This is a genomic window from Ruegeria sp. ANG-S4 (assembly GCF_000814005.1).
Lineage (GTDB): Bacteria > Pseudomonadota > Alphaproteobacteria > Rhodobacterales > Rhodobacteraceae > Ruegeria.
In genome coordinates, this window is record NZ_JWLK01000001.1 from 1,066,393 (window position 1) to 1,078,862 (window position 12,470).

Sequence of the window (12,470 nt, forward strand, 5' to 3'; positions counted from 1 at the left end):
GCGACCTGCCTTGCCCACTTTGTGTCGGGTTACTTGCACGCTGGGCCTAGTCAATCCCATCGACGCTCCCAAAGAGGGAGTTTGGTTCCGGCAAGCCAACGAGCCACACAGGTTGATGTGGCGTCTGCTCGTCGAAACCGAGGCTATTCTCGGTCTGCAAGCAACCATGCCTCCTTTGCGCTGACACCCAATTCGGCGCAAAACAAACCGACGCGCTCACGTTTTGGGGATAGGCGAACCCCATTTGGATCAACCAAAACACCCTGCAAACTTGCGCCGCACGTTAACCCTTGGCTTTTTCGCAGTTGGTACAATTCTTGACCATGCCATTCGGCGGGAATCTGGTCGCCGATAACTGGTATGACCAAGTCACCATTCCCAAAACGCCATGCCGCAGCTTTTCTCACACCACTGGGTGCGCCGTTTTCGGTTTCGGTCGAGGACGAGTCGTATGTTGGCCGGGCAAAAGTGCAAGGGGGTTCAAGCTCAAGTTCTAAAGCCTGCTGGTTTGAATCTTCAGTACGATACTTGAAGATACACTTTGTGCCGGTTTCATTCGATCCGACCGTTGCTAGTTCGACAACAAGCTCTTGTGTGAACGCTGGCGTCACAAAGAACACGCCCGCTGCCAACCCCCATGTGAGCGCGTTGGAAAACCGCGTCACGTCATTTTCCAGTACCAGATTTGCTCCGAACGCTCGAAGTAGTCCCGGCTGCCATGGGCGACACTTTCCCCGTTCCACAAATCAATGTGATCCCCTTGGTTTCCTTCACCCCAAAAGTTGATAAACGCAACGATGCCTCGTTTGCCCAAGTAATCAACGAACGTCTTTTGTGGAACACCCGGGCTGCTCCTTGATATCTTGGCTTTGCCAACAAACTTTGTGCGGTTGGAATTGAGCCAAAGCTTCATTTCTTCAACGCGCAGAGGGTGTTTTTTGCCATGGCCATGCCAGCAAAAGACGCCTGGGTAATGCGATATCTTTATCCCTGATTTCGTCAGGGCCACGCCCAATCGGATACAACACTGGTTGGTAAAGTTCGGAGACCCATCGGTCCTACAGGGATCGGTGACAGGAGGCGACTGATTGACAGGATGGTTTTTCCATAAATCATCAAATTTTGGCATTTTGAACCCTCGCTGGCTATAGCACCGTCGAGTAGGTCTGATCCGGCGCAAATTACCTAGAATTGAATGCCACCGATGATAGCATAAAATACCTTGCCGTCGGACAGCTTCGTTGCAATTTGAAGTCTTGCGTCTTGCCGTGTTTGCGTCATCGTTTCTTTAAACGCGATTGTTGACCTCAAAGCTCATTCGCACTCCGCTAGACGTCCCAATGCCACCAGACGCCCATGTTCCGCCCAAGCGACCAGGTCGCTTCTGATTTTGTTCGCGCCGTTTGTGTGTCGCCATCTTGCGACAGCCTTCCTTGCAATACTTGGCGTCTATCTGGCCGGGCGCAAATGTTGACAAACATCCTTAGCGTGTCACAAAAACTTTCGATTTCTGTTATACTTGTATCAGCTAGCAACCATTCAGCCAACCTTAAGAGAATTTTCAAAAGAGGAATGACATGAAGAGAACCGCTTTTTTGATGGCATTACTTCTGGTTGCAGCCTGTGATGTTCCAGACAGTTCTACGGGCCACAGCACGTCCACAGGCCAGAGTCTGGACCTATCGACACCGGAGGAAACCAACGAAGAACTTGATAGAGAAATGGATGAGCAGCAGCTGCAGCTCGATTGCTTCGATGGCAACCAAAAGTCGTGCGATGATTTGCAGAAACTTCGTGAGATTGATGACGTGGGCGACATCGTCAAGGAAGTTGCTAATAGTTAACCAGTCCGAATCTCATTGCCATTCACAAAGCGCTGTGGCTCAGGAACATGCTACATGTGCAAATAGTTGGTACTTTGCCTGCAAGTACGATTGAGCTAACTGTACGTATACCACTCTCGAACGGCCCGCGTTGTCGCTTTGCCCCCTCATCGACTGGCAACGCGGTTTTTAGTTAGAAGCGAGTAGAAGCTGGTATACTATCCTGCCTGTTTTCCTCTCCTTAGCCTTAGTCTTGTCGAAGTTCTATTTGATTGAAGTTCTTACCTGAATTACGAAATCGAAGGATTCAAAATGAAGTGGTTTCTGATGTCCGTGGCGGCGTTTACACTAGTAGCGTGCGCGCCCCCGCCTCCGACGTCACCAGCGGAAAAAGCTGCACGTAGCGCGGCAGCGTTCGAGTTTACAGCGACCAGGTGCACGCAGCACGCCGGCGGCTACAGTGATGCTGTTGCACTGCAGAAGGAAGCTCAATCCAGATATGCGACCGCCAGGAAACTGGGCGCAACAGAGCAGCAGATAGCGGAACAAAAGAAAATCGCTGTCAATGCATTATCTAGCGCAGAATTTTTGGCTGGATCGAATGAAGCTTGCAAGTCGTTGGTGTCACACGCAGCAAAAGCAGCGGCACAATCCTGAAAAATACCGCGAGGGGTGCCCAAACCGGCCCCCTTCGCCCTGACAGAGTCGGTAGCTGCTGACGAAAACCATCGATACGGCACCGGCCTGCCTCATATTTTGAGCTCGCAGCGAATGTCTGGAATGCGGGCTGCGACCGCGGTATGTTGAAGGCGGTTCGAAGGTCCGGAAGGGGCCGTTATTTACGCTCCTGAACTTCGACGCCCAGAATTGTGGGTAAATGCCGGGAAATTTCGTCCCAGCTTTCACCTTCGTCGAAGCTGGCAAAAACTGAACCACTGTTTGTGCCAAAATAGATCCCGGGTGGATCATTCGTATCGCCCGCCATCGCCTGACGCAGGACGGTAAAGAAGCAACCCGTCTGGGGAAGCCCTTTTCGCATTGCCTCCCACGTTTCGCCGCCATCGCGGGACCGCCATACTGCAGCAGCTGCGTTTGGCGGATACCGGCCCACCGAATCTCCGTTGAGCGGCAGGGTCCATATTGTTTCGGGGTCACGGGGATGCACGCGTATCGGAAAGCCGAACGTCGAAGGTAGACCATCCGTTATGTTGTCCCAACTGCGGCCACCATCTGATGATCGCCAGACACCGTGGTGGTTTTGCTGATAAAGTAAGTCGTCAGCGCCGTTTGCGCGCATCATGTTGTGCACACAGTGTCCGGTCTCGCCATCACGAGGCGCTGCGGGATGATCGTGGTGCTCGCAGTCTTGTATGTTTGACAGCCTGTTACGTCGTCCCCAAGTTTCGCCACCGTCCTCAGATGCAAAGACGCCAGCAGCCGATATGCCAGCCCAGATTTTCTGGGGGTTTTGAGGATCCGAAACGATAGTGTGCAAAGTCAGCCCAGCTGCGCCCGGGTTCCAGCCTTCAGCGGACTCATGCTCGCTCAGGCTGCGTAAATCTTCCCATGTCTTTCCGCCGTCTGAGCTTTTCAGCAGCTTTGCAGGCTTGGTTCCGGCATAGAGGGTCCCGTCGGTGTAATGCAAAGACCAAATTTGGGAAAACTTGTCTTCAAACGGGAGCTGTTCATCTGTCCAACCAATCATTTCGGCGAAATCAGGATCGTTGGCGGCCCAATTGTCCATTTCACCCTTGCTGAGACGCGTGACATCCCACGTTTCACCGCCATTATCGGATCGCCACACGCCTGCGCCATTCCAATCGCTGCCGCCACCGGCCCAGATTGTTCCCGTCTCCGGATTACTTGCAAAATGATTGATCGGCCAGCCGTCGCAATGCGGACCATCGATTGTCCAACGACCCGTCGAAACATCGCGCCGGAGCAAAAAAGCGCCTTTTGTCGTGCCAATAAGAACGGTTGTTTCTGCATGCGACACCGTCTTCCCTCCATGTTGCCCTTTCGGGCTTTTGGCTACTCGCTAGACTTCAACCAGTGACTGGAAACTCGCAAAAATCATGCGTTTGCCATCAAAGGGCATTGGATTGTTCTCTATGGACTCCTGCATCTCGGACATGACCTTTTCCATGTTTGTGTCGTGGGTCTCCTTGTCCGGCCATATGACGTGCGAATAGGCGACGGTTTCATCCGGTTCGCACTTCACAGCCATTGGGAATGACGTGATCTTGCCGTCCGGAACATCGTCGCCCCAAGCATCCACGGCGGCGAGTGCGCCATGCTTTTTGAACAAAGGCGTCACTTCTTTGGAATGTGCAATGAAGACATCCTTGTTCGCCGTGGGGACGGCATAGGCTGCAACAGTAATATAGGTCATACCAAACTCCTTGATTTACGATCCTGCAAATGCGGCTTCCAGCTCAGAAATGTCGATCTTCTTCATCTTGTACATCGCTTGGCGCGCGCGCTCTGCAGCGGCCTGGTCTTTGGCAGCCTGCATATCAAGCAGTACTTGCGGATAGATTTGCCAGGACAGGCCCCAACGATCTTTTAGCCAACCACACTGGGCTTCCTCACCTCCATCCGAGGTCAGCGCCGCCCAGAGACGGTCGATTTCACCCTGATCATTTGCAAGCACACTGATCGAAGCCGCTTCGGTCAGCTTAAAGTGAGGACCACCATTCAGGATTTGGTAGGGCGCACCCGCGAGGGTGAAATCAACCATCACCGGCTCGCCAGCGTCTGGAGCCAAAACCGTTTCCATGCGGCTGTCAGGCATTAATGAAACGTAGAAATTCGCTGCGTCCGCGCCGCCACTTTCAAACCAAAGGCAGGTGCGGACCTTTTGCATTACGCATCACCTATGTGTCTTGGAGAATGCGTACCGGTTGGATGCGTAATGCTGCGATCATCCCATACCGGCGTTTGAGCACGCTCCGAGCTCGACCAATTCAAGCGGCTTAATTTCTTCTCAGGCAATTTGGTGAACATGCTCATGGCGTATCAATTCAGGAATCGCTGATTTACCGTCCACAATATTGACAAATACGTTGATGTCAACGTAATGAAGCCGTATGAGAGACGACTTGCCTATTGAAGTAACGCATGAGGTTCGGGATCGGTGCCTCTGTCTGCACCTTCAACGCGCCGCACGGTCTATTGCCAGGAGGTTTGATGAAGCTCTGAGACCGCTGGGTTTGACCCACGGTCAGTACTCGCTTTTGATGGCATTGAATCGCCCGGGGGCACCGAGACTTGGCGAATTGGCGAAGTTCCTTGCAATGGATCGCACAACCCTCACCGCAAATTTGAAACCTCTGGAGCGGCGGGGGCTTCTGGTAATGCAACCGGACAGCAGCGACAAGCGCAGCAGGCGTATCGGTTTGTCGGATGCGGGACGGGATCTGCTGGTTCAAGCCGTACCAATCTGGCGGAAAACCCATGACGACGTTGATGTCCTTCTCGGAAGAGACGACACACAGTTCTTGAAAGCTGATTTGTTGTCCTTGTCTTTTGGTGAAGCCTAGCTGGAACTTCCGAAGTGGATATTTCCCATATCCAACCTAGAATTCGCTGTGTTACGCAGAATGTGGGTTAGCTGACTGCGAGGTTTTGCGCTGCGCAAATAGTTTCGTGGATGGTGCTACGGAGCAACGGCCAATTCAGTTACGCATGGCATCTTGGCATGCTGCGGCAAGTCGGGATCAGGACGGTGCCACGGCTGGGCCGAAGACACCCACAAGCTGCCCTGGCTGCGGTAATCTGACGGGTCTTTCAGGGTCCCAACTTTGATTGCTTTATACTCTGGGGCCGCACTGTTCCACGAAATGACATGCACTCCGCAAGTCGGACAAAACTGTCGAAACACAGTATTCCCACTGTCGACTGTATTGCTGAATGTTTCGGGCTCCCCTTCCACGACTGTGACGGCCGACGCGGGAAACATTATCCCATGGGCTTCTGCACCACCGGATGTTTTCTGGCAGTCACGGCAAAAGCATGCACCCGAAACAATGGGTTCCGCAGTCACACGATACTTGATGGCGCCACAGAGACATTCTCCTTCATAGACTTTAGTCATCCTTGTCCTCCTTCTCGGCAAATCCACTAATCATGGCGATGGCGACACGTTGAGCTGCTGCAATGTCTTCAAGAGGCAGGTTTTTGGCAACGCTCTCGATGTTGAGGGCCTCACGCTCCAGGACGCTTCGGATTAGGTTCGCACCGGATAGTGATAATGCCAAAAGATCTGAGCGAAGATGCGCTGTATTTTTGCGACGTTCAATCAAACCCTTATCGAGCAACGCGTTCGCAGTTTTCTGAATAAACTGGCGCGGTGCGATCATGCGGTCTGCAATCCTTGGGACAGGAAGCGGACCATAGTCATGAAGCTGTTCCAGAACCGCACGTTCCGTGATGGTCAATCCGCTACCGTCCAACTCGCGCGCGACAGCACCCTCAAGAACCTTGTACAGCGGGCGCACGAGACGGATGAAGTCGTAGAGTTGTTTGGCATCATTCATAATGACATTTAAGATGTCATAATGACATTCATGATGTCAATAGTTTTAAGCTCGAATTACGAACTAGCTTGTTGTGGGTCGCAGGCGGAAACCGCCATGTGTTGAGAGGAACGATCAGCGAGCGGCAATTGCCGGATTGGACTGCTTCTGAAGGATTTGGAGCGCCGCGGTCTTTGGACTGGGCCAGGCGCTCCTTGCGGAACTCAGCTGTTACTGTTGGCTATCGTCCGGTGCGCAAAAGGCAAGTCAATCTTCAGACCGCGGGCTTCCATGATCCACGCGGCGACAATCGCGTACACGATATGTCCATACAGTGCGACATAGGTGATCCCAGTCCAACCCAGAAAAGGTGCGTTGCCAGTCACCAAATGCGCCATGACGTAGAGGGCAAAGACCCATAGGATTACGCCATAGAGCAACGCAGTGGCTATCCAGGGCATCTTTGGCACTACGGCCCGTTGCAACGGTCGCGCGATCAGTGCCCAACCCAAGGCGTAAAAGACAAGACCTGTGAGCGTGTGCAACAGGTAAGCCGCTCCAGGCGGGTTCACTCCGAATATTGCGTTGATCGAGGCTCCGGCTAGACCAACGGGGGCAAGTTTGGAAAAGCCAAATAGCGGGCTCAACGCTTGTCCGAAGACGTCGAATGCAATTGTCGCAAAGGCTCCGGCAACAAGGACAGTAAATGCCGTTTGTTTTAGGTTGGGTTTCATGGGGACACCTTTTGGTTGTTGGTGAACCGCAGATGGTCAAAAGCTAATTTGTTTGGAACTCCCCCTCACGCAGTTGGGATGTCTCGCAACAGTCACGCAAAGTCATTTGAAACAATGACCCGAATTTCGCTAACAATCCGGTGATGTGAATGTAGTAAGGTTACAAAGAGGGTCTGGGTATTTACTTCCTGATTGTGCAGTCTGTTTCGCGATTTCCCGCTCTGAGCCATTTTGCATTGGAGTTTCAAGGACAGATGCAAGGGATTGTGTTCGGGGGTCATCCGATCGATTGCGCGTTGAACCACCCTCATAGTTGGCGCGCATTAGCACTGGTCCAGGAGTGTTGAATATGCCGGACCGGCAGGAACTTGAGACATTTGTGGCGATGGCGGTTCTTGCGCCATCCAGCCACAACACGCAGCCGTGGTTGTTTCAGATCGGAAAGGATTGCATTCGCCTGATTGCCGACCGGACGCGCGCCTTGCCTGTGAACGACCCGGTTGATCGCGAATTGACCATAAGTTGCGGATGCGCGTTGATGAACTTGCGGATTGTCGGCGCGGCAAGTGGATATGGCGTAAGGGTGTCATTGTTTCCGGAACCGAATGACGAGGATGTCTTTGCGGACGTAGAGTTTTCTGTAGCAGGTAACGCAACTCTTTCGGCTTTGTTCGACGCTATTCCAAATAGGCACACTTACCGCAAACGCTTCGCAGAGAGAGAGGTCTCAAAGCAGAAAACGAACCAGCTCGAAGCGTCAGCGGCCAGGGAAAACGCAGAATTGTGTTTCGTTGGGGATGACGCAACTCAGGTAGCGGTTTGCAATCTTGTCAGCGAAGGAGATCGATTGCAGTGGGCGAACCCGAGCTGGCGAAGGGAATTAGCACAATGGATGCACGCTCGCCGTGTGGGAGATGGTCTCGCCCTTCCAGGTTTCGCGGCACCAGTGGCGCGGGCAATCATACGGCGGTTTGATATTGGCAAAGGTGTTGGAGCCAGTGATGCTGAGCTTTTTAAGCATTCACCGCTCATCGGGGTTCTGACAACGGACAATGATAAAGCGCGTGATTGGCTTACGGCTGGACAGGCGCTTCAACGTGTTCTCCTCACCGCAGCTGCAGCAGGTCTGCAAGTAAGCTATCTGAACCAACCCATTGAACTACCGGAATTGCGAACGAGACTTGCGAATATTGCTGGGATAAACGGTGTCCCACAGATTCTATTTCGGATTGGGTATCCTATAGACGCGCCGACAAAGGCGCCGAGAAGAGACACTGAGGATGTGATAATCGCTTAGCGGACCGGATCGATCAATTTGAGAAGCGTTTCACATACGACGCACATACAAACTGAACTTTAACCCGTTCCGTTTTCTTGCTGATCGAGGAGGTACGAGTAGGTACCGTTCGTTTCGCGGATCAGTGCTATGTCATGTTTTTCAAACTTGCACTTCTGCTGCGAAACAATTTCGCCATTCATTTCGAGCACTTGATCCAAGGCGTGGGCGAACTTCCCAACCCGAACAGAGGGAACCCAAATTGGGCTCCATGGATCGACAACTGCTGTGTGGTTCAAACCGACATTGGCATCGGCTCGCATAATGGAATGAGTTACATCATCACGGTTGCTCTCAGTTTGGCGTTTCCAACCAAACAACTCATCGTAGAAATCGTCTGGATAGTCATTGCTTTGCGATAGGTAGACTTCGGGCCCGAATTGTTTGGTTGGTGCTGGAAAGGCGTGCCGGGAAAAGCAAATGCCAACGAACGCACCATTGGGATCGCATAAAAGACAGTTGCGCCCGACACCCGGGACCTCAAAGGGAGGTTTCACAACTCTGCCGCAGAGACCGACACACCTTTCCGCGGCCTGGTCGACATCATCAACCTCGACATACGGAACCCAGCCACGTAGGTGCGGCATATTGGGTTCCACGATCCCTGCACCTGCCTCATTGGACAATACGCTTAGGATATAGTCTCCCTCGCCTCCTCCCCATGCAAAGTTGGTTGCGTGTTCGACCAAGTAACTCCAGCCCGCGACTCTTTCGTAGAAGCTTTGGGACAAGTGTGCATCGGCTGTAAACAAGTCATGCCAAACAATCCGACCCGTCTTGTCTGAATTCATTGCAATACCTCTCAGCATGAGTGCGAGGTACCGGTATTTGCCCTGTTTGGTCATTGATTTGAGTCAATGCTGCAGGGTCGGCTAAGAGCCCGAAGATGACATTGGTATTCTTTCCGCCTAGCTTGCAGGTAATGCGTTAGTTGGAGGGATTACTATGTCGACGCCAGAAAGCAGGCTTAAAGAATTGGGCTTGAAATTGCCTGCGCCTACCAAGTTACCGGATGGCCTGCACATACCCTTCGAATTTGTTAATGTCAGAGGTGACCGAGCACTTTTCTCTGGTCACCCAAAAAACGCAATGGATGGTAGTCTGGCCGGGCCCTTTGGAGTTGTCGGAGCCGAAATTACTACGGATCAAGCGTATGCTGAGGCCCGCGAAGTGGCACTAACGGTACTGGCTAACCTGAAAGCAGAAATAGGCGAGCTATCAAGAATTGTTGGATGGGTCCGCGTCTTTGGTATGGTGACATCTGCGCCCGGATACTCGGATCAACATGTTGTGGTAAATGGCTTTAGCGATTTGATCATTGAGGTGTTCGGCCCAGACATCGGTCGCCATGCGCGCTCGGCTATCGGTGTGTCTGGACTACCGCTCGGTTTCGCAATGGAAATTGAGGGCGAAGTTATGATCTCTGCCTGACAGGCCTGCGACGGCTTTGTCCGCATCGCCGCCCTAGGCGATTATCCTATGATCCCCATGCCGTGAACAGACGAGAGCACACCGAGAGACGTCAAGCGGCTTCTCTCGCATGAGGCAAGCAAAGGAGACGACTATGCCGCTATACGAACGTCGTACTTATCAGGTGCGTGTTGGCCAAATGCCCGAACTCACCGCGCTCTATCGTGAGAAAGCTTGGCCCGTCATCCAGGCGGCCGGTCTCGCAAAACACTGCGTGGGCTATTTCATCACTGACACCGGAGCGCTGCATCAGTTGGTGCACATTTGGAGGTTCGAGGATGACGCTGAGCGCCGCAATTTCTGGGAGAAGCTCCTAGGCATCGACGCTTTCCCCTTAGTCGAGATACGGTCGCTTCTAGTCAGTCAGGAGAACCAGCTAATGCGCGGCGCGGATTGGGGCCCGGTGGTTTGACGTGTTGGGCAAACGGTAACCCTGCGCGCCGAGCCGATATTTGGGCGAGTTGAACCCAACCGAAAGCCCCAAATAGCCTCTCAGAGCCCAATGCGGGCGACCCCGCGCGGCTTGTGCTCGAATCTTCAAGATCCGCTTAGTCCGCATTTGGCGATTTCGACCTATCTCAAATTTCGCGCTCGCAGCGAATGACTGGAAAGCGGGTTGCATTCGCAGCATTCGGACAATGCGCTCAAGTTCGGCTTTGGGCCGATAACTCACGGAAGAAAGGGTAGGAACCCATACTGCGGGGCTTCCGAGGTCTGCTAGTTGCCCTTGAGTACTTCACCAATCAAATGGTTCATAACCTCCTTGTAGACCTCCGGATCGCCCCCATAGGCGATCTCTAGCGCGGCGCGATCAAACGCGGCCGACAACAAATTAGTCAAAGCATCGATCTGTTTTGGGGAATGCTCAGGAAGAGCCCGCGAAAGCCCTTCACGAAGTTCTTCTGTTCCATTGGCCCGGGTCAACGCGACAGCGGTGCTGTGCCCTAATACCGCTGGGGCCTCTTCCATCAGGAGGCGTACTCGGCCTGGGACCAACATCGCTTCAAAAAAGGCATTCGATCCTGTCACCATGGCCTGTTCGGGATCGGCCACATTGCGCGTTTCCTGGTCAATATGGTGTGAGATTGCTTTGGCCTCCTCTTCTGCGACGGCGCGGAAAAGGTCAGCCTTGTCGTTGAAATGATGATACAGCGCGCCTCGAGTTACGCTGGCCCTACGAACGATGTCTGGGGTTGCAGTATCGGCAAATCCCGAATCCACAAACAGTTCTCGGGCAGCCTCTACGAGTTTGGCACGCGTTTCGGCGCGTCGGTCTGCCTGGCTGCGTCGGGCGGGTTTTTCTTGGGGCAAATTTAACGGCTCCGAATTTCACTACTAGCATCTTACATACATCTTGCATGTTTTTACAAATCCATGATACATACACAGTGCATGTAAGTGAGGGAGATGAAAAATGCGTGTCACTCAATATTATCCGGTCATTCAATCTGAAACGGTTTCTGAGACGGCAGAGTTCTACAAACGTCACTTTGGCTTCCGCGCAGCATTCGAGGCGGATTGGTATGTGCATCTGCAGAGCGAAGCGGATCCGTCGGTCAATCTCGCGGTCGTGCAGTCGGACCACGAGACGATCCCAGAGGTTTCGCGCGGTGCGTCTAAGGGTATGATCCTCAACTTTGAAGTCGAGGATGTCGACAAGGTAGACGAGCGACTTCGGTCGGAAGGCGTTCCGGTGGCAAAGTCACTTGTGAGCGAGCCGTTTGGCCAACGCCATGCGATTTATCGCGATCCAAACGGGGTACTGATAGATGTTATCACTCAGATCCCACCCTCAGAGGAGTTCCTGTCTCAATATGCAGCCGACGCGGTACCGACGTGATTCAAGTTGCCCCAAGAACCTTCTGATTGATGATTGCGCGGCCGACCTGTGTCGCGCAATCTAAGCCACTATTGGTGCATTCGATATTGTTGGCCATACCTTTGATCCTGAATACGCGAAAGGCAGAGCGTGCGGAGATATAGACAGTTTAACCTGACGCGATACCAAACTCTGTTCAATGCTTGGTAAATTCCATCAATCCGCGTTTTCCGATTTGAATGCGAGATAGGGCCCTAAATCCGGCTGTTCATGCGTGAAAACCATTGTCCATTTCATGTTGTGATGGGCCACGTAAATGTCTGCTTGAAATGAAGTGAAGTCGGGATATCGATCGAAGGTACACGAGTAAGCCCAGTCATTGTTCTCGTTGAAAACTACGTAAGGGGCTGGCCATTGCTTCTGATACCCGATCACAGCATCTGAACCTGTGATGGCAGATTGAAGTCCGTAGCTAAAACCGTGCCATCGAAAACCGTTGTGAATCCAAGCGCCCGTGTTTTTTTTACTCTCAATGCATATGTCGCAAGCCAGTCGGTTTTTACCTGCTCGCTCTCGACGGGAGAGAGTGGAACAAAGTCGACTGATTGATATATGAGGAAATGCTCAATCTGGGATTTCTTTGAGATCATCCCCGTCTAGCCTTGAACCAAGAATTTGTGGAGCGGGTAGGTTAGCAAAATTCTAGTCCGCATGAAACGAGTCTGACAATGATCAAGGTCTGCATTGGGCCGTTCCTAGTCTTCGTGTTCT

18 protein-coding genes are annotated in these 12,470 nt (G+C 52.6%); 7 read left to right on the forward strand and 11 right to left on the reverse strand.

Translation table 11 applies throughout. The features are described 5' to 3' along the window. Positions 1–143: 143 nt before the first annotated feature. Positions 144–665, reverse strand: coding sequence for a hypothetical protein (locus tag RA28_RS05425; RefSeq protein WP_039524349.1), 522 nt, complete (start codon positions 663–665; stop codon positions 144–146). Further along, positions 662–1,129, reverse strand: a complete 468-nt coding sequence (locus RA28_RS05430) for a type VI secretion system amidase effector protein Tae4 (RefSeq protein WP_082029726.1) — start codon at positions 1,127–1,129, stop codon at positions 662–664. The genes RA28_RS05425 and RA28_RS05430 overlap by 4 nt, the downstream gene beginning before the upstream one ends. A 448-nt stretch (positions 1,130–1,577) precedes the next feature. Here RA28_RS05430 and RA28_RS05435 point away from each other — a divergent pair, with 448 nt between their 5' ends. Beyond that, on the forward strand, positions 1,578–1,844 hold the full coding sequence (locus RA28_RS05435) for a hypothetical protein (protein WP_039524351.1): 267 nt from the start codon (positions 1,578–1,580) through the stop codon (positions 1,842–1,844). Positions 1,845–2,135: 291 nt separating this feature from the next. Further along, a complete protein-coding gene (locus RA28_RS05440) occupies positions 2,136–2,480 on the forward strand; it encodes a hypothetical protein (protein WP_039524353.1) in 345 nt (114 codons plus the stop codon). 178 nt (positions 2,481–2,658) lie between these two features. Here the strand turns inward: RA28_RS05440 and RA28_RS05445 are convergent, their stop codons facing one another. From RA28_RS05445 to RA28_RS05455, 3 genes are read right to left on the reverse strand one after another with little or no spacing between them, the layout of a single operon-like run. Continuing rightward, positions 2,659–3,819, reverse strand: coding sequence for a sialidase family protein (locus RA28_RS05445; RefSeq protein WP_039524355.1), 1,161 nt, complete (start codon positions 3,817–3,819; stop codon positions 2,659–2,661). Positions 3,820–3,861: 42 nt separating this feature from the next. After that, entirely contained in the window at positions 3,862–4,215 is a 354-nt protein-coding gene (locus tag RA28_RS05450; protein WP_039524357.1) for a DUF1428 domain-containing protein, read from the reverse strand. Between the two features lie 15 nt (positions 4,216–4,230). Beyond that, complete coding sequence (locus RA28_RS05455) at positions 4,231–4,689, reverse strand: VOC family protein (protein ID WP_039524358.1); 459 nt, start codon at positions 4,687–4,689, stop codon at positions 4,231–4,233. Positions 4,690–5,062: 373 nt separating this feature from the next. Here RA28_RS05455 and RA28_RS05460 point away from each other — a divergent pair, with 373 nt between their 5' ends. Next, on the forward strand, positions 5,063–5,365 hold the full coding sequence (locus RA28_RS05460; RefSeq protein WP_446737313.1) for a MarR family winged helix-turn-helix transcriptional regulator: 303 nt from the start codon (positions 5,063–5,065) through the stop codon (positions 5,363–5,365). 116 nt (positions 5,366–5,481) lie between these two features. On the opposite strand, the gene RA28_RS23125 is transcribed toward RA28_RS05460, so the two are convergent. The 3 genes from RA28_RS23125 to RA28_RS05470 all read right to left on the reverse strand — a co-directional run bounded on the left by RA28_RS23125 (position 5,482) and on the right by RA28_RS05470 (position 7,074). Then, a complete protein-coding gene (locus RA28_RS23125) occupies positions 5,482–5,919 on the reverse strand; it encodes a GFA family protein (RefSeq protein ID WP_082029727.1) in 438 nt (145 codons plus the stop codon). Then, complete coding sequence (locus tag RA28_RS05465) at positions 5,912–6,361, reverse strand: MarR family winged helix-turn-helix transcriptional regulator (RefSeq protein WP_039524362.1); 450 nt, start codon at positions 6,359–6,361, stop codon at positions 5,912–5,914. The genes RA28_RS23125 and RA28_RS05465 overlap by 8 nt, the downstream gene beginning before the upstream one ends. A gap of 203 nt (positions 6,362–6,564) precedes the next feature. Continuing rightward, complete coding sequence (locus RA28_RS05470; protein ID WP_039524364.1) at positions 6,565–7,074, reverse strand: hypothetical protein; 510 nt, start codon at positions 7,072–7,074, stop codon at positions 6,565–6,567. Between the two features lie 349 nt (positions 7,075–7,423). Here RA28_RS05470 and RA28_RS05475 point away from each other — a divergent pair, with 349 nt between their 5' ends. Beyond that, on the forward strand, positions 7,424–8,371 hold the full coding sequence (locus RA28_RS05475; protein ID WP_039524366.1) for an Acg family FMN-binding oxidoreductase: 948 nt from the start codon (positions 7,424–7,426) through the stop codon (positions 8,369–8,371). Positions 8,372–8,430: 59 nt separating this feature from the next. On the opposite strand, the gene RA28_RS05480 is transcribed toward RA28_RS05475, so the two are convergent. After that, entirely contained in the window at positions 8,431–9,255 is an 825-nt protein-coding gene (locus tag RA28_RS05480) for a VOC family protein (RefSeq protein WP_052261276.1), read from the reverse strand. 100 nt (positions 9,256–9,355) lie between these two features. Here RA28_RS05480 and RA28_RS05485 point away from each other — a divergent pair, with 100 nt between their 5' ends. Together RA28_RS05485 and RA28_RS05490 are read left to right on the forward strand one after the other, a co-directional pair. Next, complete coding sequence (locus tag RA28_RS05485) at positions 9,356–9,841, forward strand: RidA family protein (protein ID WP_039524368.1); 486 nt, start codon at positions 9,356–9,358, stop codon at positions 9,839–9,841. Positions 9,842–9,974: 133 nt separating this feature from the next. Beyond that, positions 9,975–10,292, forward strand: a complete 318-nt coding sequence (locus tag RA28_RS05490; RefSeq protein ID WP_039525902.1) for an NIPSNAP family protein — start codon at positions 9,975–9,977, stop codon at positions 10,290–10,292. Between the two features lie 305 nt (positions 10,293–10,597). Here RA28_RS05490 and RA28_RS05495 read toward each other — a convergent pair whose 3' ends face one another. After that, positions 10,598–11,191, reverse strand: a complete 594-nt coding sequence (locus RA28_RS05495) for a TetR/AcrR family transcriptional regulator (protein ID WP_039524370.1) — start codon at positions 11,189–11,191, stop codon at positions 10,598–10,600. Positions 11,192–11,294: 103 nt separating this feature from the next. Between RA28_RS05495 and RA28_RS05500 the strand changes: the two genes are divergently transcribed. Then, the gene (locus RA28_RS05500; protein ID WP_039524371.1) at positions 11,295–11,720 is read left to right on the forward strand and encodes a VOC family protein; all 426 of its coding nucleotides are present in this window, start codon (positions 11,295–11,297) and stop codon (positions 11,718–11,720) included. A 195-nt stretch (positions 11,721–11,915) separates the two neighbouring features. On the opposite strand, the gene RA28_RS23130 is transcribed toward RA28_RS05500, so the two are convergent. After that, complete coding sequence (locus tag RA28_RS23130; RefSeq protein ID WP_082029728.1) at positions 11,916–12,311, reverse strand: DUF4275 family protein; 396 nt, start codon at positions 12,309–12,311, stop codon at positions 11,916–11,918. Between the last annotated feature and the right edge of the window lie 159 nt (positions 12,312–12,470).